The following is a 25,230-nucleotide window of genomic DNA, read 5'->3' on the forward strand; positions in this document are numbered from 1 at the left end:
TGCCGGTTCAGATCGCTAAAGCGCTTTGAAGCTTAGGTCTCGCTGGAGAGACTGACGTGGAGAGTCTTTTCCAGCGAGCCCTCGGGCGCGAGGACACGAAGCGCCTGGCTCAACACTTCTTGGCTCGCTGTGTCGATTTCAGTCGGCGCAACAATCGTAAAGATTCCGAGCAGTTCATTCAATTGCATGTATGCACGACGGTTGACGCGAACAAATTCAATCGGATACTCCGGTTTTCTGGCGTACGCAGCGTCTGGGTCGGCATCGAGCAAGAAGGAGACGTCCGCTTTAGGAGTGATGCGCAGGATCATGCGAGCATAGGTCCGTGCGATGGCACTATTCAAGTCGAGATTGGCTAGCTCATCGTAGGCATAGCGATCGAATATGACGAAGTCATAATTGCTGCGGAGTTGTTTTCCAACTACATATCGCAACGAAATTGCATCAACAAAGTAGAGAAAGAAGCGAAGGCCGGTCATCATCCAGCCGCCCACGTTCTTATCGCGACGGTTGATGGGTGTCTCGGGGCTGCCAATGCCTTTGTCGCCCTTGAAGATTCGATGGCCGGTGCCTTCGCGGAGTTTTGTGAGCCTTGCGACGTCATCCCAAAAACGTACGACGCGAATCCGCAGGCCCCGCTCTTCGAGACGAGCGCACAGAAGAGCGATCTGCGTGCTCTTGCCGGCGCCGTCAACGCCTGAAAAGCTCACGAACCTGACTCTCTCGCTATCGCGTCTATTTCGCATCCACACCATCCGATTGACAACACGACTTCGAGTTATTGAGGAGTACTGTGAGTCGCCTTGGAGAGTCCCACAACCGCACCTACGGCTGCGCCTGCTGCCAGCACGATTCCGACTCGAATGGCAATGGCTCGCACCCGCCGCTGCTTTGCAGGCGCAATCGCTGCTCCCGCTGGCCTGGAGCCCGGGACACCGGTGGGTTTTTCGTATGGCGCTGCCGCCGTACCGACCGGTTGTTGCGGAGGCGCCTGCTGTTGTGCTGGCGCCTGCTGCGCGGGCTGCGGAGTTGGCGCCGACGGCAACGAGTCGAGGGCTTCGTTACGCGCATCCTGGACGGTCGGCTCCGGTGTGGTCGCCGGCCGCGCGTTCTGCAACTGAGGCGCCTGCGGTGGTATCGGCGGAGCACTTTGCTGGGCGCCAGCTGCAATTGAGGTTTCCAGCATCAGGAGCGCAGCGATACTGAACGCAACGAGTCGAATGCCGGGACTCCACAGATTCCGTCTTTCCCTTCGAGGGAAGGGCCTGCTTCGTGTTATCGCCATACTTGCTCCCACAGTGCCTACGCTGCATTCTCACTTGCGCGCCGGTCGTTTGCGGCGGGCTGTTCGGGCAGGATGAAGCCCACGTGCGGCATCCGGAAGCTCTCAAGCGCATCTTCGATACTCTCGAAAATCTGAAAGAGCGAATCGAGGCCAGTTGACCGAATTTCCGCCATCAGCGCGGGTTGCAGTCCTGCAAGTCGTATGTCGCCGTTCCGCTTCATGGCTTCTTCAAGACAACAGAGAAGGAAGTGGATTGCGGGTTTGTCGACCCGACAGAGCATGGAACAGTCAAGTACCACCGCGGGTCCGTCAACATTGATGCAGCTCTCCAGCTCGCGGTAGAGAGTTCTCAGCTGCGGACCATCGATGTGCCCCGGAAGCGTTCGAACTTCAATTAATCTTCTTCGATATTTCATCGTAAATAATTCCTTTCGGAAACTGTTTGTTCTCATTTCGAATAATCGATGCATTTTCCAAACTTTCCAATTCCAGACTGCCGGAAAACGTCATGAAAGTCCTATAACAAGCGAGCCAGTTCTGCAGCGGGATTCCGCGCGGAGTGCGTAAGAACATTTTTTGCATAGCGAAAGAGAGTCATCAGATTTGTTCTGTACCAGCAGCATTCCGTCATGCGTGGAGAGAGCCCACAGATAAATCGAAGCTTCCTTAACGCCTGCGGCGAATGTAGCATTGCCGCCATCACCCTGTGATTTCCATCAATAACAGTGACTGGGTCCGATTCGCTCACACCAATCATCAATACGGCGCCGAGCTCGGATTCTTCAGCGTCGAAGCGACGGGAAATTGCATCGAGCTTCGACACGAACTGCGCATCAAGCTGATCCTGTCGCTTCTGAATTCCCTCCGCGATCGCGAGCGTTGAAAATCTTCCATTCGCAACCTTGCGCCATTGCGCCCTGGGGAACATGCGAATGCTTGCAAGGTCGTCCGTGGTGATCTCGGCTTCGTACCACTCGGTGTCAGCCGGAATCTCCCTCCACAGGTAGAGATGTCGGAGGAAGAGAAGAGCCCGACGCTTTGCGTTTTCCTGGGGATCTTCAAGATTCGGAGATTTGACGATATTGCCAAGGGTGTTTTGATAGTTGCGGAAGGCTGGGCCGTTGAAGTCGCTCTTCAAGAACTCCGCGATCGCGACATCCTCAGACACTCTGCAGATCAAGCGGAGAGGACGAGAGCTGCCCGGTTGCAGCACGTCCTTGGGATCTGTGAGCGAATTGATAAGAAAAGGAATTGCCACGAAGACAAGCATCAGGCACATGAGGCCAAGTTGAACCAACACGACCTCTCTCAAGGAGGAGTGATATTGACAGATCGCCACAATGAGAATGCCGCTGAACATCAATTGCATCCAGCTGGTGTTTGCAATCTTGTAGGACATTTCAAAGGTAATGATGACCCCGGCGAGCGAGTAGACCACGGTGGCAAGAGCGTAGAGGGCGAGCAGATAGGGGAGGTTGTATTTTCCCGCTATGGCAAAGTCGTTTCCAAAGAGACGTGACCACAGCTCGGCCGGAGCGAAGCAAAGCCCGACGGTGATGGTGAGGCCTACACCGAGCACCAGGGCAAGAGAGGTCGCAATCACGCGGAAATCTCTTCTCTCTTCATTGCTCGTTCCGGCTACGAGGGGAAAAGTGGAATTCACGACAGCCTGGGAGAAGGAGAAGATAACGCGACCGACCATGGCGGTAGCGGCATAGAACCCTGCCTCGCGAGCCAGGAAGAAGTGGTTGACCAGAACGATGCCGGAGTTATTGATGATCATCTGCCCGGCAAAGAAGATGATTGCCTGAAAGGTCTCATGAGCCGCATGGGATAGACGAATCGGATTAGGGGCGTGACCAATGAGCTTGACCCTGGCGCAATAGTAGGCAATCGCAATCGCCGCAGAATTTGCGGCAATAACACCGTAGAGCCCATAGCCGAGACCGATCAATGCAAGCGACCCACCCAGCCGGATCGCCTGTTCAATGACGAGATTAAGAGCGAGGCTGCGGAAGCCGTATGTTCCCTGGATGTAACCGCGCCGCGCTCCAAGCGGAACATAGAACGCTGCGCCGACCGCGATCAGGGTGATGAGATTAGCATCGGGCAGATTCAAGTAGCTTGAAATAGGACCTTGAAAAGCAACCAGCAGCAAGGCAACTGCAATGCTGCCCGCCCATGAGGCGCGATGAAAAAAACGATAGATGGCGGCTTTGTTTGCGGAGGATTCCTGCTGGGCGATCATTTTTGTGGCAATGATCTGAAACGACAAGGTCACGGCCGACAGCAGGACGAGGATGGTGTAAATGACGGTGGCGTGACCGAAACCCTTCGGTCCAAGGTATCGCGCAACCGCAATGTTGTATGCGAGATTGATCCCGGTGTTGAGCCCGGAACCGGAAAGCAGGACAATGCTGCCGGAAACTATGCGTGCCTGCAATGACTTCCTGGTTTGGACAACAGAACTTACCACAGTGAATGGGTCTCCATGCGCTTCTTGAAGGAACTGCGAGTATCGCAGGCTTTCTCAATATGTTCCGGGGACAGCCTCTATTCATCCGATGCGTTAAATGGCTCTATGGCTGCTCACGACCGGGCAACTGCTGTTGCGGGTGAAGCCTGCAACCGAAGTCGCCTTGATAGCTTCTAAACCACTATTGATGCTGAATCGTTTGAGTCTTACGCTCTTTTTCTTTCTTTTTGTGGCACACGGATGCTTCGCTCCGGCTTCAAATGCGCCCGTACAGCTAAAGTACAGAGCGACGGGGAGTTCGCCGCAGGTGATCGCCCTCTATGAGGCGTGGTTTGGACACCCGAGACATATTTCGGTTGGCTATTCTTCCCAGGATCCCGACGAAATTCAACGCCAGATCAAATCCGCCAGGAAAATGGGAATCACCGCTTTCGTCGTCGATTGGTATGGTGACCGGGAACCGTTTATCGATCAGAGCTACGCGGAGATGCAGAAGCAGGCCGGAAAGAACGGCTTCCAGGTAGCCATGATGTACGACGAGACGAACCATGAAGACGACTCAACGGACGAAGCCATTGCGGACTTCACAGTGTTTCACGATACCTATCTCACGTCGAAAGCGGAGGGGAACAAGGCCTATCTGACGTACGAAGGACGTCCAGTGATCTTCATCTTCCCGAAAGGCGGCCATACCGACTGGGACAAGGTGCGTGCGATGGTCAACACATGGAATCCGGCACCGCTTCTGATCCAGGAAAATCTTCCTGGAGCGTACTCGAAGGATTTTGACGGCTTCTATGCATGGATCAATACGGGGACCCAGGGCTGGAAGCCCGATGGCAGCGACTGGGGAGAACAATATCTGACTGAATTCTACGAGACAATGAAGACCAAATATGCTGACAAGATCATCGTTGGCGGCGCGTGGTCTACATTCGACGACAGCAAGGCATCATGGGGATTGAATCGCCATATCTCTGCACGCTGCGGCCAGACTTTTGCCGATACCTTTGGCTTTTGGCGCAAGGAGTTTCCTGGGAACCAGCCTCCGCCCTTCATCATGCTGGAGACGTGGAACGATTATGAAGAGGGGACAGCGATCGAGCGCGGGATCCCGGCCTGCGGCAAGGGGAACGATGGCTTGGTGTCAACCTCCAACGAGACCCCGATCAGCAATCCCACTCCCGCTCATTAAACTGGCATATTCATCTAGAGACCAACGCAACCTGCAGCTTTTCGCAACAAGTAAAACCCCGCTCGCCAAATGGCAGCGGGGTTCAGTACATCCTGTGATGTTCAGGCTGCGTCTTGTTCTGAATACCTCACGGCCTGCATGGCGAGGCTTCCACTGGGAACGCCATAACTGCCGACGGGAACCTCGATCGATCCCGCTTCGGTTTCGATGGTGAGTTGAGGCCGATGGACCTCACTAATCAGCGAGACTGGCCGGTTGCGCACTTCGTCGTAGACGCGACCAATATACTCGCCGAGAATTCCCACGGATAGAAGCAGGAGTCCGCCGACAAAGAACACCGCGCTGGCGATGCCGAACCCCACGGCCGACACGGCAGAGGATGCAATAACCATGCAGAGCGCCAGAAACGCAGCCATCAGCGTGGAGAACCCAAAGAGGCCAAAGCTAAGCCGAAGAGGCTTGTAGCTGAAGCTCGTGATTGCGTCCATGGCATACTTGATTCGGCTGATGAACGAGAGCTTCCCATCGCCAGCGGCACGATCGTGCCGGTCGTAATAGACAATTGAGTTCTTGTAGCCAACCCAGGCGCGCAGCCCAGGAAGGTAACGGTTCTTTTCCCGTAAGGCCACGATTGCATCGACAGCCTTGCGGTCCATGAGACTGAATATTCCGGCATTCAGGGGAATTGGATAATCGGAGAGGGTTCCAAGAACGCGATAGAACAACGGGAAGAGCGCGGCGAGGATTTTGCGGCTCTCCTGCCGGCTGCGACGCACTCCCACAACGACTTCAGCGCCGTCACGCCAGGCTTCGATCAAGCGTGGAAGAACCTGCGGCGGATCCTGGAAATCGCCATCCATCAGGATGACGGCTTGACCGCGCGCTGTCTGGAGGCCGGCGGAAATTGCCCCCATGTGACCCCAGTTGCGCGATAAGTCGACGACGACCACATGCGAATCCACGGCTTGCAATCTCTTCAAAAGTTCGAGAGAGGAATCGGTGGAACCATCGTTGATATAGACGACCTCCCAATCATCCACAACTTCTTTTAAGGCGGCAGCGACAGCATCGTTCAGCCGCTCAATCAACTCCTGTTCGTTGTAGATCGGGATGACTATTGAGACCATTGTTCAGCTCCTGGAGATTCGCATTTGATTTGTGGTTCTCCTTTCACTTTCACTTTCTAGGCCCTTGCCTGAGTTGAGCTGTACCGGAGCATCAGGCTTCCAAAATTAGTTAGATGCCTGGAACTGGCAATTACTCAGGTTGCGCCTGGAAAATTCTTACTCGCCAACGGACTTCTGTAGGGGTAAGAACGACAATGTATCGGGCGCGAACCTGTTCGGTCCCGGTTGCTTTGTCGTGATCGTAGAGCTGCACATCATATTGAACCGCATCGCTCAATTCGATCGACAAGCCGTCTGGAGAGTAGAAAAGTATTTTCACATCGTGAGATTTATCGCGATAGATAGTATGGACGCCGGCCGATTGCTGCTGTTTGATGGTGCCGGCCAGTTTGTCTTGGGCGTCACCGATGAAGCCCTGATCGAGCAGCCCAGGCCGGTTCTGAGAGAAGGCCTTGCCTAATACCGCCCATGAATCGAGGTAGTCCTGAATTACTGCCTTCGCCGTCTGCTGCTGAAGTTGACGCGGCCCCTGAAGATTGGGAGCTTCGATGCGCACGGTCGGCTGGTCTGCGGCGAATGCCGCAACAGCGCCGCCCAGGGCGGAAGCCAGGGTAATCGACTTCAGCAAGTTCATTGTTCCCACCGAACCTGGTTGCCTAACACCACGCCACTAGCGACCGAGATGGTTGCACCGCGATGCGCGGGCATCTCGATGCTGGCCACGCCTCGCTTCAACGGCACATCCACAGTCGATCTCGTATCGTTGTACGACTCCGTAAATGTCACGATCGTGCCGTCTGGAACTGCGTTTCCGCTGCAATCGCGCACCGGATCAGTCTGGAGTTGAACCTTGCCGCCCGCGGATTTTGCGTTCATTTTCAAACTGCAGGGATCGCCCGGCACCTGGTTGACGATGCGGGTGCTCGAGACATCGCCAACGCGGGCGACAAACTGGTCCTTGCCCTCATGCGGCGATGAGTCCATCTGGGTCCAGGCGGCGCCATTACGTGTCTGCACGACATGCGTTTGCGTGGGAGAAGAGGGATTGGAAAGTTCGAATGACAACGATTGCGGCTTCGTGATCAGATTGCCGTAGCTGTCAAATACATAAGCCGCGCCGGTAATCCCCCCCTGCAGCGCCACCGGGAGCCGTGAAGGCTTTGCAATGAAGGTCAGGTCTGCCGGTTTCTCCGCAGGCAAAACCTCAAGCGAGCCTGTTTCGTTCACCGATGGCGCAGAAAGAAACACAACGTAGTGGCCCGCGTTCCCAAGCGATCCCGCGGGGAACGAAGCAGCCTCACCCAATTGCACATCGCGCTTGATCAGTTGCGCTGGACCGACGATATAGAGTGTGGCTTTTCCCGAGCCGGCGCATTGAATGGAAAATGCGGCGCCTGCTTCGATACTCGCGGGGACACTCAGGCTGCCGCTTTGCGCCGAGACAGCAGAAATTCCCAGCGAGAGGCTGGCGAGCACAATTGGCAATCCCCGCTTCACTCGGAACCTCCGAAGCTGAAGGTAGAGACCACCGTTCGTTCACTGCTCACTTTGCGAGCCAGGTCTTCCGGGATGTGGATGTTGAAGGCAACGGGCGTCTGGGGCAGAAGCGCGTGATCGACGTATTGATCTCCGACCCAAATCACCTGGCCTGATTTGTCGTAAAACGTTCCCAGAACATGCGCCACGTTGGCGATCTGACCGCTCTGGTTGGTGAGTTGGCCAGTAAGAGACGCATCCGGCGCAGGATTCAGCTTTTCATTTTCGATCTCAATCACAGGATCCGCGGACGCGGAAATGAGCGTTGAGAAAGGTGTCATCCGCACGCTACCGACATCGGAGAGCGGCACATTCGGAAAGCGAATGAGGAAGGGCGTGACCTGCTTTGGCAAGAGCTGGTGCGAAATCTTGTCGAAGCTGGCCTCGGTAGCAATTGGTTTCTGATCTTTTGAGAGCAGCGTGGCCGAGACCGACACATATGCTGGCACAACGTCTTCATTGAGCAGTTCGCCCAAGAGGACAAGACCTTCCGCTCTCTGAACCGGATGCATATTGACGATGCGGACATGAGGAGCTTCAACGTCCTGCGCGCCCCAATCGTCGCCTGCCGTGCGGTAAATAACATCCCAGCGCAGATAGTTCACGGGCACCACCTGGGGAGGAACAACCGGTGTCTTCTGGATGGGCCATTCCACTTGCCAATCGTTGCCATTTTTTACGACATGAAGATCGCGTGTAGTTACCGAAGGCCCAACGACTGTGGACCACTGCATCTTGAGTTGGACATTTGCTTCAGTCGCAGTTGCGTGCTCCGGCTGCACCTCAAAGCTGCTTAGGGTCGCATAGGTCAGAAGATCGGGATATGCGCTCGTGAGGTCGCGGCGAAACTGACCTTCAGAAAACTCAGCCTTATTCGCAAGTCCAGAGTATGCCCGATCCCATGCCTGAGACCGAATCTCTTCGCCAAGGCCCTGCACCGCAGCTTCAGGCGTCGATGTCGATCCTGTGAAGTGCTCTCCGCTGGAATACGCGGCGGCGGAAGCCGAGGGCCAGATGGTGCCGATCGCAATGAGAGCGATCGTGGCACCTGCCAGTGAAGCCGCAAGAAGGGGTCCTTTGCTCACGAAGCCAACCTCCTCCCCGACACGAGATCTTCCTCTGCCGGGTAAGCGTAGATCCGGCTCTCCAGTGGTTTTTTTTCCGGAATGAGGAGAACCAGCAGGGCAAGAATGCTGCTGCCAAAGGGGAGAATGCCCCACATCAATCCCTGCCAATGGGGCGGGATTTGCGGGACATTCAACGGGGTTGCCGGAGGAATTCCATCCTTGCTCCAGATGATGATCGTCTTGTCTTCAATATTGTCTACGGGACGCCATCCTGCAAATGACAACAGCGGATCGTAGTAGTGATCGCGAACCAAAACCCATTTCAACCCGTAGTGATCCGCATGTTCCAGGATCGCGCGCAGCGCATCAATGCCATTCTTGCCGAAGTATTTCGAACTCGTGAGAGCACCCGCTCCATTTGCCGTCAGTTCAGGAAGCATACGCCCCGAGTTCCATTCCCCATCCACGCTGCCTGCATCGGTCAACATGGCAAGGCGAGCGATCTTGTTTCCAAATCCGAGCGTGATGTATCGATACTGATCATGTCCGTCACGGTTGAGCCAGGCCGCCGCTGAATCAACTTTGAAGTCCTCAGCATCCGCAGGGTGAAACGTTGACCAGCCCACGGCAAGCGCGCATGTCGATGCGGCCAGTACCGTCAAGCCAACAATGGCCGGAGTCCTGAACCTTTCAACAAGTTCCGCTGCGAGAAGTCCGATGAACGGCAGGGCAAGAAGCGTAGCCCAGTAAGTGAAGCGCTCCATCGTCAGCACTTCATATGCGCGACCCAGCAGAATGTGCCCCACCGGTGTTGTTCCACCGAGCCCCACAAGGAATGCGATCCAGAATCCGAACAGAAGCGGTCGCAGCCTGGTCACAGCCGCTCCACGCCAGAATATGAACGGAAGAGCGAGAACCAACGCACCATAAGGAACGATGAAGTAGTTGACCCCAAACTGAGGACTCAGGATGAAATTCGCGCGGCTCGCGTGCGGGATCGGCGCCTGTGTCACGGGATAGTGAATGAGTGCAATCCAGAAAGGCAACAACACAACGCCAATCAGAGCCGCCACCAAGGCCACGATGCCGATAGTGCGGGCAACCACGGCGGCTGTCGACGACTCCTCGCCTTCGTGCCTATCCATTACCGCAAGAGCCACAACGGGCAAAGCGAAGAAGAAAGATCCGAACAGCAACGTTGCATGGTGTGCGGCTGCGGCAGCGGCGAACAGTGCGCTGGCCTTGATGAAGGCACGCCATTTTCCCATGCGAATCCATTCATACAGAAATGGAAGAGCATTCAAATAGATTGGGGCAGCCGCAGTCGTGCCCAATTGGCCTGCCGAATACACAAGAAAGCTTTCGGACCCAAGAAAAACACTGGCGAGAGCCGCAAAGGACGCGGCGCGCGGCGAGACCCATAACAGTGAGAAGCGATACACCCCGACAGCGAGGAGCAGGACCGCAAGCAACTGAATTGCCATGTAGGCAAAGTCAAGCCCGAACACGGGCGAGACTAGCGCCACCCATTGCTGAGGCAACGGAGGATAGGTCGCCTGCGAAAAGCCTGCGTACCACTTTGGGTTCCACGGATCGAACCAGTGATGAACATAGTGCGACGCAAAGAATATATGTTGATTTGTGTCAAAGGACTTAAGTGGCAGCTTCATTAACAGAAGCGGAAGATGAACCATCAACACCGCCAGCAAAACCAACGTTAATGGAATTGGCCGTCTGGATTGTGAAATCGACTCGGACGTCTCCACAGGTTCCTCTCCGCATTGAGTTGATTCGGAAATATTGACTGGCGTGGTCCCCATGCAAATGCAAACGGGGGTCGCGAGCATCGGAATATGCAACCGTTCAGGGGCTTTGATTCACAAACTGCAAGCGCTGGTTGCATTCCACTCCGCATATTGGCATGTGAGACAGGGCTTTTTCGGCAGGCTAGACCCTCAGAATCAACAACCAGCCAACATTCCGGCCTTTTCCGGAATCAAAAGAAACACCGTGAGTTCGCGGCTGTGTGAACTCCTGCAGTAAAGAGCGGACTGGGTGAACTCTTGAAAGATATCGATAAGTGTTTGAGATTTGTTTGCCTCGCGGCATACATTGCGGGGGGTTGCGCGGTGCACGCGCAGACGTATGACATTGGTCCAGATACTTCGAAACCTTCACCGCATCAACAGAGCAATGCACAACCTGAATTAGGATGGGGATCGAGCATTGAGAATGCACGTCTTGCGCGCGCCGCGCAACAAGCGCTCCAACGCGGCGATCGAGTTCAGGCTCTGGCATACGCTCAGCGCGCCGCGCAGGCAGCACCCAACGATCCGCAGTTGTGGTTTCTGCTCGGTTATGCGGCACGGCTAAATGCCCGGTACCCACAGTCTGTCGAAGCGTATTCGCACGGTTTGAAGCTGAGCCCCTCCTCTCTCGAAGGTCTTTCAGGTCTCGCGCAGACTTATTCCGCGATTGGGAAAAACGACGACGCGGAGCGGTTGCTGAAGCAGGTTCTTGCCGCCGATCCTCGGCGTGCCAACGATGCGCTTGTGCTGGGCGATCTTTACATGCGTTCAGGAAATTACGACGCCGCCCTCGATGCGCTGGGCCGTGCAGAGCGCGCTCATCCAGACGCGCGTTCAGAATTGCTGATGGCCATGTGCTACGAGCACCAGAAAAAGCTGGACCTGGCCAATCGATATCTTGAAGCCGCCAAAAAGCATGCTCCTGACAATCCTGAAGTACAGCGGTCCATGGCTGGATATTTTCGCCAGGTCGGCAAATATCCAGAGGCCATTGCGGCTCTGAAGTCGATTCGCAATCCAAAGCCTGACATCACCGCAGAGCTTGCGTACACCTACCAGCTCGACGGCAAGCTCAGCGAATCTGCAGATTTATATGCACAAGCAGCCGACAAGCTGCCCAAAGACCTGGGATTGCAGCTATCGGCTGCGCAGGCACAGGTAGGGGCGGGGTCGCTCGACCGAGCCCAATCTTATTTGAAACGCGCGGAGGAGATTGACGGCAACTCGTATCGGATGCACGCAATTCGCGGCGAGATAGCACGGATACAAGACAAGACAAGTGACGCCGTCAGTGAATACAAAGCGGCAATTGCCAATTTGCCGGCCGAACCCGCGGAAGGCTCACTTTACGGGATTCAGCTTCACATGGATCTTTCCGAGCTTTATCACTCGCAGCGTGATGGAGATGCGGCACGGCACGAGGTCGAGATAGCGCAGGAACAGATCGGTAAAATCAACGATTCGGGCCCCGGCCGGGCGCCATTTCTCCGTCTCCGTGCGCAGATCAAGTTGGCATCGGGCGATTTCAACGGCGCACTTGCAGACGTGAAAGATGCAGTTGGAATTGATGCGAACAATCCGAACGGCCTGCAACTGAACGGTGACGTGCTGATGAAACTCGGACACACGGAAGAGGCCATCGCAACCTACAAGAAGATTCTGGAGATCGATTCGAAGAATCGGTTTGCACTTGCCTCCCTGGGGTATGCATCGCGCGCGGCGGGAAGAGACGCGGATGCGGAAAAGTATTTTCAGCGCCTCGCCCAGGTGGACCCCAACCTGTACGTACCTCACCTGGCACTCGGAGACCTGTACACGGCGCGAAGGCATTTCAAACCCGCACAGGCAGCCTATGAGAAGGCGTTTGAGTTGGATCCGAAGAACGCGCTTGTTGTCGCCGGAGGCATGAACGCGGCAATTGAGGCACATGATCTGCAGACAGCCGGGAAATGGCTGGGTCGATCCACTCCGGATATGGCGCACGAGCCAACGCTGCTTCGCGAAGAGGAGCGCTACTTCTCATTCAAAGGCGATTACCGGCAATCGGAACAACTCGGCCAGGAGGCGATGAAGGCGCTGCCTCGCGATCGCGATGTGGTTGTCTACCTCGGATACGATCTGCTCCACCTTCAAAAATGGGACGAACTGCTGGCATTGACCAATCAATACCAAAGCGTATTGGCGCAAGAACCGGACATTCCGCTTTTGATGGGGTACGTTCACAAGCACCAGGGCGAATCCCAGAAAGCTGAAGAGGATTTCACTGAGGCGCTCAAGCGGGATCCCAACGTGGAGACGGCGTACGTAAACCGCGGCTACATGCTTAACGACCTGCACCGACCAGATGCGGCCGCAACTGACTTTGAAGCAGCGCTCAAGCGGGACCCAAAAGACGGCGAAGCTCATCTAGGACTCGCCTACTCCGATCTCGACCTCCATAGGCCGGCGACGGCCATTCGCCACGCAGACACGGCAAAGCAGTTGATGGGCGACTCAAAGGATGTTCACGTCATCTGCGCAACGGCCTACGGACGCCAGGACATGCTGGCGAAGGCAGCGCAGGAATACAAGGCCGCACTGGCGTTTGCGCCGGACGATCCTACCCTTCATTTCGGTCTCGCCAATACACTCTTTTCCGCACGACACTACCACGAAGCCATCGATGAACTGCAGAATGCTCAGCGGTTCTCGCCGTCAGATCCGAGCATCTCCGCGTTGCTGGCACGCTCCTATGCAAACCTGGACGATCGCGACCAGACTTATCACTACGTGCAACTCGCGGAACAGCAAGCCGCGGCAGCACCACCGGCGCGGGGTCCGTTCGGTGAATCGGTTGAGAGTTCTACGCTGGTCTCGACCGGTGAAGCTCTGAGCGCCATGGGCGATCAGAAATCTGCTATGGAGCGTTTTCGCAAAGCGCTTCAAATGCCGCAAGGCAATCGTGTGGACGTGCGGCTCGCGATTGCGCAGGCGATGGCCCAGCAAGGGCATGACGACGATGCTCAAAGAGAGATTGCCCTCGCATTGATGGAGGCCACTGCGGGCGACGCGCTGCCACCCAGTGGCGGCCAATACATCGAGGCCGCTGATATCTTCCGCTCAATCCACGACTATCGCCTGTCACAGACCTACATCCAGCACGCGAAAACGGCGGGCGCGCCCGATACACAAGTGCGGATTGGACTGGCGAACAATTACCTTGCGCTTGGAGAAACGACCAAGGCCAATGCCGAACTTGCGGCCATCAAAGTGGAGGCAGACAGCGCTCCCGATTATCAGTATCTGCTTGCCCAGGCAAACCTCTATCGCCAGGAACATCACAATGCGCAGGCACTCACTTCGTTTGCCTTGGCCTCCAACGCCGAAGGCGAAGATCAAACAGCCACAGCCAGTCTGCTTGAAGCGGGTGCGAACGAGGGGCTTCGAGTCACTCCCGTGGTGAGCGTGCTGTCCGATTTCTCAATTCAGCCCATTTTCGAGGACACGACCGTGTACGTGCTCGATTCGAAGCTGGATGCGCCGTTTTCCGTTCCGAGTTCGGATGTTTCGCTCCTTCCGCCCCCGCGCTCTTCATTGCAGACTGAATCGACGAATGCTTTCCATCTCCATGTGGGAAACCTGCCGACTCCCGGCGGCTTCTTCCAGGTGCGAAACATGCGCGGTCAGATCTCAGTGCCCGCCACGAACTCCATTGTGAACAGGGATACGACCGATTACACGTTTAACTTTGGCTTGAACCCAACAGTGAATCTCGGAGCCAATGTCATCACGTTCAGTGGCGGCATTCAAACAACGATCCGCCGCGATTCCGTGGCGCCGGTCCAGCTGAATCAGAATCTTTTTCGCACGTTCATTTACATGAACACGAGCTCGTTCTTCAACGCCATCTCTGCCAGCGGTTATCTCATTCGTGAGAGCGGCCCGTTTACCGAGACGAACGAACATTCTCGCGGGCTTACCGGGGCCATCGACTTCAGAGTAGGCGCTCCCTGGGGAAAGACGGCTCTCATTACCGGTTGGGGTGCCAACGACCAACTATTCACGCCCGTAGAGTATGAGGACTTCCTCACCTCGTCGTACATCGGTTTGGAGCATCGCTTCTCAGAGCGTCTACTGCTGAGAGGCATGATTGAAGACCTTCGCGCGTGGCGCGTGGTTGGTGGCGCATCTGCCATTGCGCAGAACGTACGCCCGGCTTTTTCTGTTGATTTCAATCCGAGACGAAACTGGGACTTCCAGGCGTCGACTGCTTTTTCAAGCACGCGCAGCTATCACGTTTACGATGCGACTCAAAACGGCTTTTCGATCTCTTACGCACGTCCGTTCCGTCGCAAATTTCACGACGATTCCGGATCGGTAGTGCTGCAGTATCCGATCCGATTTGCCGCGGGATTCCAGGAAGAAACATTCTTCAACTTTAGCGGCGGCCAGAATCAGCAGTTTAGACCGTTTGTACAAATCAGCATTTTCTAAGGCCAGGTATTGATGAGAATCTGTCTCGTTGCAACCTTCCCACCGAGTGGCAGGCAGTTGAATGAATACGCCTTCCACATCGCGAAGGAACTCAACAATCATGCGGATGTCGAACTGACCATCCTGGCCGACGAGTTGACAACCTATGACTTTGCCACAGACGAGAATGGCGAGTCGTTGAAGATCGATCCGCATGCCGAGTTGCCTGGCTTTAACGTCATTCGCTGCTGGAAATTTGGCGCGCTTTCGACGCCCTGGCGCCTTCTTAGCACGATTCGCAGACTGAAGCCGGATGTCGTTTGGTTCAACCTGGTTTTCTCGAGCTTTGCTACTCCGGAAAGGCCGTTCGCTGCGTTCGCTGGACTCAGTGCTCCGGCACTGGTCCGCGCCGCCGGTTTTTACACGCACATTACTTTGCACCACATCATCGAGCACGTGGATTTTGCCGCAGCCGGGGTGCGGCGCGAACGTCTTTACCGCATAGGTACCGATTTCGCGACACGTGCGCTCTTGCGCGCAAATTCCGTTTCCGTGTTGCTACCGGGCTACCGCAAGACTCTGGTCAAGAAATATTCTGCGCACAATGTCCTGCTTGGCACGCATGGCACATTTGCCTCCGCCCCGACTCCGCCAGATTTCAGCAAACGGGGCAATCCCGCTCAACGCATCCTGGCCATAGGACATTGGGGTACGTACAAACGGCTCGAGACGCTGATGGACGCGTTCCCCATGATCCTTGAGAAAGCTCCGAACGCAAAGCTCGTCGTGGCCGGCGCAAATCACCACACTCGAGCCGGCTACTGGGAGTCTATTCGTGATTTGCAACCGAAGGATCTTCCGATCGAGTTTCGCGGCTACGTCGCGGAAGACGACATTCCCGAACTATTTCAGTCGGCGTCAGTTCTTGTGCTGCCTTACGATTCGGCGACGGGATCGAGCGGTCCTGCACATCAGGCCTGCGAGTACGGCGTCCCCATCGTCTGTGCGGATATTGCGGACTTTCGCGGAATGGTCACGGATGAGGGCATGGCGGTGCGCTTTTACAAGATCGGCAATGCCCGCGATCTCGCGGATCAAATCACCCGCATCTTACGTTCGCCGGAGTTGGAACACAGGATGGCGGGACAGAACTTCACGGCGGGCGTTCAAATGACGATGACCAATGTGATTCGAAGCTATCTCCGCTGGTTTCGTCTCCATCAGGCGAAAAAAGCAATATCAGGAGAACGCGCGTCCAGCGGGACGCGCACTCCATGGAGGAACGGAGATCTCGGCAGAGGGCGATCGCCTCGATGGAATCTCGGACCTGGGCCGTTTTTTCAGCACGAAGACGGCGCAGTTCCTCATCTCGTGTCTCAAGAGACGGACGAATTCCTGATGGACGACGAGACTGAGACCTCATTTGGCATCGACGGGAGTGGTTCGCACGGGATCGATTTGTAAGGTGGACCAGCCAGTCTGATGGATCCCTGAGTCACGACGTGACCTTTTTTCTCATTTATATTCTGGTCGATCGGGCATCTTGACGTCGATAAACGGTCATCTAATTTCACGTTAAGTTGTAGCCATTGACTACATATTGCGGCATATGTATCGACCGTAGAACCCGGCATGAATCATGAACGAGAGAATCCCGACGCGGAGAGTCTTCTACCCCGGCAACTGGGATGTACTTGGGTCTTGATGTAGGCCATCGGAAAAAAAATGGAGAGCACCTTGCATACTGAGCACACGACCAGGCAACTTTCCACTCTTGGCCTTGTCTCAATCCTCGCCGTCTTTTGCGCTCTTTGCCCGGGATGCGCTCTTTTCGTGGGAAGCAATATTCTGAAAGTACCAACGATCACAATTTCAGCGAACCCCACGTCAGTCGCCGTTGGACAGACCGCGATACTTACCGTTATCGCGACCGACGCTACCCAGCTAACCGTCACGGGAAGCGACGGCTCGTCGTTCAACCTTGGAAGGAGCGGTGGAATCCAGTCGGTCAAGCCCTTAGCAACCACGACGTACACCGCGGTTGTCACAAACAGCAAGGGCAGTGCTTCAGCGACAGCGACGGTTACCGTCTCTCAGACCGAGCCAACAGTAAACATCACCGCAACCCCACTGACGATCACCGACGGCGCTTCTTCGACTCTGACCGTCACCGCAACGAATGCGACGCAATTGACGGTAACCGGAACGGATGGCAGTTCCTATACATTGCAGCCGACCGGCGGAACGCAGTCGGTAAGTCCGACGGCGACCGTCACCTATACAGCCACAGCCACAGGCGGCGGCGGCACCGTCACCGCGACAGTCACCGTCACGGTTGAGCCCGCCGCTACGCTTCAGTCCATCAAGCACGTGATTTTCATGCTCCAGGAAAATCACTCCTTCGACAATTACTTCGGCATGCTGAATCCTTACCGGAAAGCCAACGGATGGAATCTCGGCGATGACGGTGTCGACTACGAAGTGGATGGCATCGACGACAAGCTGGGCTCCATCAGCAACACAGATGACGAAGGCGACGTATTCCCAATCTTCAAATTTACGAGCACCTGCGTCGACGATGAAAGCTCAGATTGGCTTTCAAGTTTTGGCGACGTCAATCGATTCAATTTCACTACGACGCGCCCGATCCTGATGGACGGGTTCGTGCACAATGGCGAAGGGTATGCGAAGAGTTGTTCGGTGTTAGGCGCGACTTGTTCAGGGACCTTCACCGATCTCACCGGTCAGCGCACCATGGGTTACTACGACCAGACTTTTCTGAACTACTACTACTACATCGCCTCCCAATTCGCAGTATCGGATCGGTGGTTCTCACCGGTAGCGACTAAAAGCATTGGCAACCGCATCGCCACGTTCACGGGCGGCACGACGCAGGGCCTGGTCAAGGATCCCGGAGGCAACGATCACCTGCCGCAGCTGGACATTGCCACAATCTTTCAGGAGCTTCAGCAGGCGAATGTCTCGTGGAAGATCTATTACACGGTCACCCAGGGTCTTTGCCTGGATGGTGATGACTGCGTCGGATCTGCAAACGCCAATTTCCCTGCAACCGATTTCACGACTTTGAGCTATTCGACCCAATTCGTATACGAGAATCCGACAGGGGCTGCCTGCACTCCGCCACTGCAGGCTTCGAGCGTGGTTGGCGACACGACGAATTCCTTTTGCATCGACACAAATCACATCGCTCCAGTCTCGACGTATTTCACAGATCTCACGAACGGCACGCTTCCGAGTTTTGCCTTTATTGAGGCGGGCTACGGCAACAACGACGAACATCCCGGTTCCGGGCAATCGATCCTGACGGGGCAAGCCGAGGTGGCGAACATCATTAACTCATTCATGGCCAGTTCGTCCTGGACCGATTCCGTTTTCTTCTTCAGTTACGACGAGGGCGGCGGACCCTACGATCACGTGCCGCCCGTGCCCGGCCACTCGAACGATTTCACTGATACGACGCTTGGATCGATTGCCGATATATCGCAAATTTCCGTCAATCCTGATCAGTACAATCCGTGCGTGCCGGGCGGAGGCACGCCGACAACCCATTGCGACCTTTCCGCTACGGACCCCGGCGCGAACCCCGCAGATGCCGCAGCATCCCAGGGTTTTGCTGCGCAACTGGGATTTCGGCTACCCAACTTCATCATCTCGCCATTCACGCGGCGGCATTACGTGTCCCACACACCCATGGATCACACGGCGATCATCAAATTCGTCGAGAACCGATTCATCGACAGTTCTGCACACCTGACCGCGCGAGATGCCGCGCAGCCAAATCTATTGGAGTTTTTCGACTTCAACAAGGTTCCGTGGCAGACACCGCCCACACCACCCGCTCCGGTTTCGTCGGGTTCCTTCGCGAGCGATCCTTGCACGCCGACTAGTTTCGCGCCGCCAGCCTCTTCAGCTGACAAGGGCGGTAACGCCCAGCAATGATATGGAACGATTCAGAACCGCTCCATAGCTACTTAGTACGGGGTTACATTGTGCGCGAGATAGCGCGTTCCATCGTATTCCGCCGCCACGCGTACGTGCTGGCCGGGGCGAACATCCGGCATGGAGGCGATGCTGCTGGAATTGAAGTTGATCTGATAGCTCTGATTGTTTGTTGGATCAAGCACGACCATGGTGCCGGTATGCATATCCAGAGCAATCAGATTTCCGCTGAAGACGAATTGCGAGCCCGGGATCGCCAGAACCGTGACCTTCGTGATGGTGCCGCGGCCCTTGCCGTCGGGCTCGAAGTCGACAGACACCATGGTTCCCTTTTGCAGGTCAGAAGGACCCGACTGCGATGCGACAAAGTTTTCCTGCCCTTTGCGAGCAAATGACGCATCATTGGAAACTCTGAGACGGATTGGTTGTCCACCCTGGCCGCTAACAAGTTCGAGGTCTCCCGTTGAGGGGTTATAGCTCGCGACTTCGCCGCGATAGGCACCCGGCTGCAGCTGGGAGAGGATGTGCACACTCAGGGCGAATACCGCGGTGCCGTCCAGGATGGTCTGCACTGACGCATGGCTGCTGGGGCGCAGATCGCGCAAAGGGATCTTCTTGCCATCGAGAAAGATCTGCGTTCTCTCGTCAAACAGGATCCTGATCGGCTTTTCCCCAACGATGCGCAGCGTAAAGCGATCAAGCACAGGGTCGACATCGTGGATAGCTCCGCCCAGAATCGTGCTTTTCCCGCTGGGCAGAGGTGGCATTGCCGACACATCGTCGTGTGCATTGGCCGCGTTCAGGTCCGACTCTACGGCGATGGCGCCGGCCGCTTGAGGATAGATTTTGCCCGCGGACGCAAGGGCAAACAGACTCGCAAGAGCGAATTCACAAACTCTCTTCATTGTCGAACACCTATTGGGTTTAGGTTTCCAGATTTACCAGTCAGTTGATTGGATGAGACTTTGGCCTGATTCGTGGTCTCGACCCCAAAATCCCTCGGCACGGCAGAGCAACACGGACGACGATTGGGCATCTAACCAAATGTGCAGGTGCATTCCGACCCGATCCGGATTGACGTCTAAAGCCCCGCAGGAGAGTTCGTTGCAATATTCATATTCCAAGATATTTGCCTGTATTGCTCTTGCCGCCGCGCCGGGGTTCTCTCTGTTGTGGGCGGGCGAGGGCAAAGTAATCAAGATTCCGATGCGCAGCGAGTTGACGCCGGTACAGCGTCTGAATCGCGACGGCGTCAAGGCAATCGAGAAGCATGACTATAAGAATGCTGAAGCGCTTTTTTACAAAGCGTACCTGTACGATCCAGCCGACCCGTTCACACTGAACAATCTTGGCTATGTGTCTGAATTGGAAGGCGACCTTGATCGCGCCAGCCAGTTCTATCAACTGGCATCGGAGCAAGGGTCAAACGCGAGCATCGATTTGAGCAGTGCAAAGCACCTTGAGGGCAAGCCGATGCGCGATGCCTTGATCAACCTGCAGGATGCGCAGATCCGCGTGAATCGCACCAACATTCAGGCGATGCGAATGCTCGCGCAGAATCGGGGTTTTGACGCCATTGCCGTGCTCAAACAGATTCTGCCTATTGATCCGCGAAACGCGTTCACGCTCAATAACCTCGGCGTAGCCAGCGAAGCGACTGGCGACCTGGACGGCGCACTTCGCTACTATCGTGCGGCAGCTGCATTGAACTCTACCGAACCTGCCACGGTAACTCTCGACCAGTCGTGGCGCGACAAGTCCGTGAGCGAAATGGCAGCCGCGAGCGCGAGGCGTCTTGAAAGGCGCATTCGCAACGGCGGCCCGGTCCAGGCGCAAGCGGAGATGTATACCATCCATGGAGTTTTCGAGCTGAACCAGAACGACTGGGCCTCGGCACGCAAGGATTTTCTTCGCGCCTACTCGCTCGACCCCACCAGCGCCTTCACGCTGAACAATCTCGGGTACGTTTCGGAAAAGGACGGCGACCTGGAATCGGCGCAGTTTTATTACGAAAAAGCCCAACGCGCCGACAATGCGGGATCACGCGTTGGCTTTGCGAGTCAGCTCTCGGCAGAGGGCAGAAGCCTCAACGCAGTTGCAACCGACAGCAATGACAAGGTCGATGGTGCCCTTGAGATCTACAGCCAGCAGAGACGGCGGCAAACCGGCCCGGTCGAGCTGACTCCGCGCGGTGACTCCGGTGCGATTCCCAACCAGCCTACGGAGACGCCGAAAGCCGCGCCCTCCTCATCGCCTTCAGCGGCGCCGCAGCAGCCGCGGCAACAAGCACCTCAACCACATTAAACGAGCCTTCGCCAATGACAAAGAATTGCACGCAATCTCTTGCCGATAAGTCGCTGAAACTTCTCTCTCGCCTTCTGCTATCAGCGAAGCAGTCAGACGTCGCCGACAACCCCTTCTCAGCGGAGTTGAAGAACGAGGTTGTTGGGCTTTCACGACCTGAATTCGACTGCCTGGTGGCGTTGGCTGAAACCAATCATGTTCTCGTGCGCGGGCTCGGTGCCTTCAGAGAGATCACTCTTCAAGCGGGAGATGCGATTCGGACTTCATGGGCCGATGTTTGCCTTTCTGCGGAGCGGGCACGCATCAACCTGGCGCTTTCCTATCTTTCGCAGATTTGCGATGCATTTACGCGCAATCAACTCCGCATCGCGGTGATCAAGTCCCTGGATCACTTGCCTGACCTCGGCAGCGACCTTGATCTTTACACCAATGCGAAGCCGGAAGAAGTCATCCGGCTTATGGAAAAGGAATTCGGGGCGAGCCCTGCATCGCGAAGCTGGGGCGACCGGCTGGCCTGCAAATGGAATTTCATTGTTCCAAGGTTGCCGGAACTTGTTGAAATCCACATTGGCCGGCTTGGACAGACGGGCGAGCAGTTCGCCATCGCCGATTCATTGCTGGACCGGACGCGTTGCATCTCCATCGGAGAGTTGCTATTTCGCGTGCCGTCAATCTCCGATCGGCTGATGGTTTCGACGCTGCAGCGCATGTATCGCCATTTCTATTTTCGTCTCTGCGACATTGTCGACAGCGCGTCGTTGGTCGAGACGGGCAGTATCGACTACGACGATCTTTGCGTGGCCGCCACCACCGCCGGAATCTGGGAAGGTGTTACGACCTATCTCGCAATTGTTTCGGACTACGTACACCGTTATCGTGGCGCTCCACTCGACATTCCCAACTGGGTGATCGCAGGAGCCCGTTTCCGCGGGACCGAAGTCTACTTTGCCAAAGACTTCCTGCGGGTACCGATCCTGCCGCAGTCTGCCAAGCTTTACGGTTCGCAATTGGCGAGGGTAATTCGGCGTCGACAATTCGAAAGCGGAGCTCGTTTGAGTCTCTTGCCGTGGCTCGCAACCGCGGCTCTTGTAGGACAGAAGATCACGGGAAGCGATAAAGGTATTTGGTGATTGGTGATATGTCTTCACCTCGGGCTAAGTGAGAGAAGCGCCGGAGTTGTGAGGCCGTTTTGAAGGTGAAAGCGATTCTTTGGTTCGACCAATCAGAGAGAGGGGGGCCGGAGGCCTCATTACACCGGCATAGATTATGGGTGACTTTGAACCAAGAACACGAAAATCGGGCTCAAGACTCAAGCCGTTCTCAAGCAGTCTAGGCAGCGCGACACGGCAAGCAGATTTATACAACTCATCGTCGCTGGCTGTTGACCTGCTGGACCACGACGCTGAAGAAATACATCCTCTTTACCTTGTGCATGCGCGTCCGGTGCCGAGGCTAGCTGTTCCGGTCGCAGTACCGACATTCGGCAACCTCGACACCGCGCTTCAAGAGCGCAGTCCGAGGTCGCGGATCGCGTCGGCAATTTTTCATACTGTAGCGATCGGCCTTGTGCTTTGGCTCGGAACGAGGGTGCATCCAGTCATCGTGCATGAGGCCACGATGACGCATGTGGACTTCAAGCTTTTTGCGCCCCCGCCTCCACCGAAGATTTTGCCCGTGGCGGCGAAAGCAGGCGGTGGTGGAGGCGGCGGTGACCATCAGCCGATTCCGCCGACGAGAGGCAAAGCGCCTGAGGTTGCCAAGGTTCAGATGAATGCGCCACAACTGGTTCGGCTCGAACGGCCGAAGCTTGCGGTTGAACCGACGGAGCAGGTAAAAATTCCCGACAATCCCAAGATGCTGAATATAGGCATCAGCAATTCACCGCAGATCGCACTCGCCTCGCAGGGCAACGGCAGCGGCTCAGGATTTGGAAGCGGGTTGGGCGGTGGTCTCGGCTCGGGACACGGAATCGGCGCCGGGCCAGGAAGCGGCGGCGGATACGGTGGCGGCTTGATGAACGTAGGCGGTGGGGTGAGCGCACCGGCTGTGATTCATTCGGTCGAGCCCGAATTCTCAGAACAGGCGCGGTCGGCAAGTCTCCAGGGCACTGTTGCTCTTCAACTTATTGTCGATGCTGAAGGGAATCCCCAAAACATCCGTGTTACCCGCCATCTTGGAATGGGCCTGGATGAAAAAGCGATGGAGGCAGTGCGGCAATACAAATTCAGGCCGGCCATGTATCAGGGGCGCCCGGTCGCTGTTCAGATCGTGGTGGACATCGATTTTCATCTCCACTAGAGAGAGTTAAAACCGGAAGTCGTCCGTCGCAAAAATTCGCGCGTCTCATGAACTGATTGGGCACGGCACACGCCGTGCCCTTTGAGCAGTTGTTGCCTTCCAACGGTTGCCCTCTCCAATCGGCCACCTATTCGACATGCCCATCGTCGTTACACTCATGCGATTCAAATCCAATGTGAGCGTTCTGGGGAGTAGAAACTGGAATAACCGAGGACCATTCTGCAATAGACGAGATCTCAGTTAGCTTGGCACTGGATCTCGCATCCTTGACAGCGAGTCCCCAGGCCTTTGAAAGTCGGAACTCCGGGGCATACTCTGCGAATTTTGCAAATTGCAGATGGCTATGGATTCGAAGGCGGGGTAGCACCCTGTGCGGTTTGATTGACCACCGCGGGTTTCGCGTAGTAACCACGGCGTGTTCTAACGGTAAGTTTGCCGTGATGGGGAGAATAGACTTCAACGTGCACGACCCGATAACCGCCCAGGCTGGCGGCCTTCGTGGAGTGATATCCGACTGTGTATTGGTTACGGATGTCCTCGGCCACTTCCGACGCGATCTTGTTGACTTCATCGAGCGAGCGCGGGAAATAGGCGATGCCGCCGGTATCGTCGGAGAGCGACTGGAGCGATTCGCGGGCGCGTTCATACTCCTTTGGACCGGAGTCGTAGAGCAGCCCAATGGTGTAGACCACTGGTCCCCCGAGATTCTGCACGCGCCGGACGGCCTCCTGTTCGTTTAGCCTCGATGCATTATCCGCACCGTCCGAAACGATGAGCAGCACTTGCTTCTCAAGCTTTGCATGTTTTGACAACTCGTCGGCGGAAGCAGCCACTGCGTCATACAGGGCGGTGGTTCCACGCGTATCAAAATGGGCAAGGCCCCGATGAAGCGCAACCAGGTCCGAGGTGAAACCCTGATCGAGATAGGCGCGATCGTTGAAATTAACGATAAATGCTGCGTCCTTGCGGTTTGATTCCTGCAGCAAGTTCATCGCAGCCCCATTCACGGCGGTGCGCTTGTCGCGCATGGAGCCGGAGTTGTCTACCAGGATCCCCATGGAAACCGGAAGATCCTGATGCCTGAAGGAACTGGTGCGCTGCGGCACACTATCTTCCCAGATACGAAAATCGCTTTGTGTGAGGTCTTCGACAGGACGCCCTTTTTCGTCGACCACGGTGCAACTGAGAAGCACTTCATCCACGTTCTGGTGAAGGGTATAAATGCCGTCCTTGCCCTTTTCAAGGTCAGGTCCGTGAGCCGGCACGTTGGAAGATGCCGCAGGTAATTCGGGGGTCTCGATATCGGGGGAAGGCACCGGATCGCGATCAACCGACAGGCTGGGCTGGATTTCCGCCCGCCTCGGATCGGTTGAATTGAGCGGAACGTTCGCGGCCCGTGGGCCGGAAGCCGACTGTTGCGGTGATGTTACCTGCGCGGCCAAAAACATGCCCGGCAGCAGCACAATTGCAGATACAGACAGGCTCGTCCATCGGGATGGTCTCGCCAATATACGGTGCAACCCCGGCATAACACCACTCTCTAAACTGCGAAATCGCATCTGGTAGTTAGATGCGCGGCGGGGCGATCCCGTCCACTGCATTCAGGCTATGGGGAGCTAAATTTTGGCCCGGCTTCGCCTAACTTTAGCGATTTCAATGCCAAGTCTGAAACGAATTCATCCTAAGCGCGGGAACTCGAGGAGAGTGGCCGTGGAAGGCGCT

The 25,230-nt window shown here is 55.9% G+C and carries 18 protein-coding genes; 7 read left to right on the top strand and 11 right to left on the bottom strand.

The features are described 5' to 3' along the window. Nucleotides 1–32 precede the first annotated feature (32 nt). The 4 genes from VK574_RS04855 to VK574_RS04870 all read right to left on the bottom strand — a co-directional run bounded on the left by VK574_RS04855 (nt 33) and on the right by VK574_RS04870 (nt 3,728). Nucleotides 33–710 carry a dTMP kinase gene (locus tag VK574_RS04855; RefSeq protein ID WP_472798679.1) on the bottom strand — a complete coding sequence of 226 codons (678 nt, stop codon included), beginning with the start codon at nt 708–710 and terminating at the stop codon, nt 33–35. 68 nt (nt 711–778) lie between these two features. Continuing rightward, nucleotides 779–1,285, bottom strand: a complete 507-nt coding sequence (locus tag VK574_RS04860; protein WP_472798680.1) for a hypothetical protein — start codon at nt 1,283–1,285, stop codon at nt 779–781. A 17-nt stretch (nt 1,286–1,302) separates the two neighbouring features. Then, nucleotides 1,303–1,755, bottom strand: a complete 453-nt coding sequence (locus VK574_RS04865; protein WP_472798681.1) for an STAS domain-containing protein — start codon at nt 1,753–1,755, stop codon at nt 1,303–1,305. Between the two features lie 47 nt (nt 1,756–1,802). Next, complete coding sequence (locus VK574_RS04870; protein ID WP_472798682.1) at nt 1,803–3,728, bottom strand: lipopolysaccharide biosynthesis protein; 1,926 nt, start codon at nt 3,726–3,728, stop codon at nt 1,803–1,805. 130 nt (nt 3,729–3,858) lie between these two features. Here VK574_RS04870 and VK574_RS04875 point away from each other — a divergent pair, with 130 nt between their 5' ends. Further along, entirely contained in the window at nt 3,859–4,956 is a 1,098-nt protein-coding gene (locus VK574_RS04875; protein ID WP_472798683.1) for a glycoside hydrolase family 71/99 protein, read from the top strand. A gap of 101 nt (nt 4,957–5,057) precedes the next feature. Here the strand turns inward: VK574_RS04875 and VK574_RS04880 are convergent, their stop codons facing one another. The 5 genes from VK574_RS04880 to VK574_RS04900 form a co-directional block, all read right to left on the bottom strand. Next, nucleotides 5,058–6,083, bottom strand: a complete 1,026-nt coding sequence (locus VK574_RS04880; protein WP_472798684.1) for a glycosyltransferase family 2 protein — start codon at nt 6,081–6,083, stop codon at nt 5,058–5,060. A 130-nt stretch (nt 6,084–6,213) separates the two neighbouring features. Further along, complete coding sequence (locus tag VK574_RS04885; protein ID WP_472798685.1) at nt 6,214–6,717, bottom strand: hypothetical protein; 504 nt, start codon at nt 6,715–6,717, stop codon at nt 6,214–6,216. Next, complete coding sequence (locus tag VK574_RS04890) at nt 6,714–7,580, bottom strand: hypothetical protein (protein WP_472798686.1); 867 nt, start codon at nt 7,578–7,580, stop codon at nt 6,714–6,716. The genes VK574_RS04885 and VK574_RS04890 overlap by 4 nt, the downstream gene beginning before the upstream one ends. Beyond that, nucleotides 7,577–8,704 (bottom strand): hypothetical protein, encoded by a 1,128-nt coding sequence (locus VK574_RS04895; RefSeq protein ID WP_472798687.1) that lies wholly within the window; start codon nt 8,702–8,704, stop codon nt 7,577–7,579. Before VK574_RS04895 ends, VK574_RS04890 begins: the two co-directional genes overlap by 4 nt. Beyond that, on the bottom strand, nt 8,701–10,380 hold the full coding sequence (locus tag VK574_RS04900; RefSeq protein ID WP_472798688.1) for a hypothetical protein: 1,680 nt from the start codon (nt 10,378–10,380) through the stop codon (nt 8,701–8,703). The genes VK574_RS04895 and VK574_RS04900 overlap by 4 nt, the downstream gene beginning before the upstream one ends. A 390-nt stretch (nt 10,381–10,770) precedes the next feature. Between VK574_RS04900 and VK574_RS04905 the strand changes: the two genes are divergently transcribed. The 3 genes from VK574_RS04905 to VK574_RS04915 all read left to right on the top strand — a co-directional run bounded on the left by VK574_RS04905 (nt 10,771) and on the right by VK574_RS04915 (nt 18,906). Next, nucleotides 10,771–14,967 carry a tetratricopeptide repeat protein gene (locus VK574_RS04905; RefSeq protein WP_472798689.1) on the top strand — a complete coding sequence of 1,399 codons (4,197 nt, stop codon included), beginning with the start codon at nt 10,771–10,773 and terminating at the stop codon, nt 14,965–14,967. Between the two features lie 12 nt (nt 14,968–14,979). Continuing rightward, the gene (locus VK574_RS04910) at nt 14,980–16,410 is read left to right on the top strand and encodes a glycosyltransferase (protein ID WP_472798690.1); all 1,431 of its coding nucleotides are present in this window, start codon (nt 14,980–14,982) and stop codon (nt 16,408–16,410) included. 369 nt (nt 16,411–16,779) lie between these two features. Next, the gene (locus VK574_RS04915) at nt 16,780–18,906 is read left to right on the top strand and encodes an alkaline phosphatase family protein (protein ID WP_472798691.1); all 2,127 of its coding nucleotides are present in this window, start codon (nt 16,780–16,782) and stop codon (nt 18,904–18,906) included. Nucleotides 18,907–18,938: 32 nt separating this feature from the next. Here VK574_RS04915 and VK574_RS04920 read toward each other — a convergent pair whose 3' ends face one another. Continuing rightward, complete coding sequence (locus tag VK574_RS04920; protein ID WP_472798692.1) at nt 18,939–19,811, bottom strand: hypothetical protein; 873 nt, start codon at nt 19,809–19,811, stop codon at nt 18,939–18,941. Nucleotides 19,812–20,010: 199 nt separating this feature from the next. On the opposite strand from VK574_RS04920, the gene VK574_RS04925 reads away from it, so the two are divergent. From VK574_RS04925 to VK574_RS04935, 3 genes are all read left to right on the top strand, one after another. Then, complete coding sequence (locus VK574_RS04925; protein WP_472798693.1) at nt 20,011–21,210, top strand: tetratricopeptide repeat protein; 1,200 nt, start codon at nt 20,011–20,013, stop codon at nt 21,208–21,210. Between the two features lie 14 nt (nt 21,211–21,224). Next, nucleotides 21,225–22,340 (top strand): hypothetical protein, encoded by a 1,116-nt coding sequence (locus VK574_RS04930; protein ID WP_472798694.1) that lies wholly within the window; start codon nt 21,225–21,227, stop codon nt 22,338–22,340. Nucleotides 22,341–22,797: 457 nt separating this feature from the next. Further along, nucleotides 22,798–23,508: an energy transducer TonB gene (locus VK574_RS04935; RefSeq protein ID WP_472798695.1), complete on the top strand. Its 711-nt coding sequence runs from the start codon at nt 22,798–22,800 to the stop codon at nt 23,506–23,508. A 341-nt stretch (nt 23,509–23,849) separates the two neighbouring features. Here the strand turns inward: VK574_RS04935 and VK574_RS04940 are convergent, their stop codons facing one another. Continuing rightward, nucleotides 23,850–25,016, bottom strand: a complete 1,167-nt coding sequence (locus tag VK574_RS04940) for a VWA domain-containing protein (protein WP_472798696.1) — start codon at nt 25,014–25,016, stop codon at nt 23,850–23,852. Between the last annotated feature and the right edge of the window lie 214 nt (nt 25,017–25,230).

Source organism: Occallatibacter sp. (assembly GCF_035317045.1).
Classification (GTDB): domain Bacteria; phylum Acidobacteriota; class Terriglobia; order Terriglobales; family Acidobacteriaceae; genus Telmatobacter.

Coding starts and splice junctions, on each gene's coding strand:
- VK574_RS04860 (WP_472798680.1), bottom strand. CDS start 1,285: ATGGCGATAACACGAAGCAGGCCCTTCCCTCGAAGGGAAAGACGGAAT.
- VK574_RS04865 (WP_472798681.1), bottom strand. CDS start 1,755: ATGCATCGATTATTCGAAATGAGAACAAACAGTTTCCGAAAGGAATTA.
- VK574_RS04875 (WP_472798683.1), top strand. CDS start 3,859: ATGGCTCTATGGCTGCTCACGACCGGGCAACTGCTGTTGCGGGTGAAG.
- VK574_RS04880 (WP_472798684.1), bottom strand. CDS start 6,083: ATGGTCTCAATAGTCATCCCGATCTACAACGAACAGGAGTTGATTGAG.
- VK574_RS04885 (WP_472798685.1), bottom strand. CDS start 6,717: ATGAACTTGCTGAAGTCGATTACCCTGGCTTCCGCCCTGGGCGGCGCT.
- VK574_RS04900 (WP_472798688.1), bottom strand. CDS start 10,380: ATGGTTCATCTTCCGCTTCTGTTAATGAAGCTGCCACTTAAGTCCTTT.
- VK574_RS04910 (WP_472798690.1), top strand. CDS start 14,980: ATGAGAATCTGTCTCGTTGCAACCTTCCCACCGAGTGGCAGGCAGTTG.
- VK574_RS04920 (WP_472798692.1), bottom strand. CDS start 19,811: ATGAAGAGAGTTTGTGAATTCGCTCTTGCGAGTCTGTTTGCCCTTGCG.
- VK574_RS04930 (WP_472798694.1), top strand. CDS start 21,225: ATGACAAAGAATTGCACGCAATCTCTTGCCGATAAGTCGCTGAAACTT.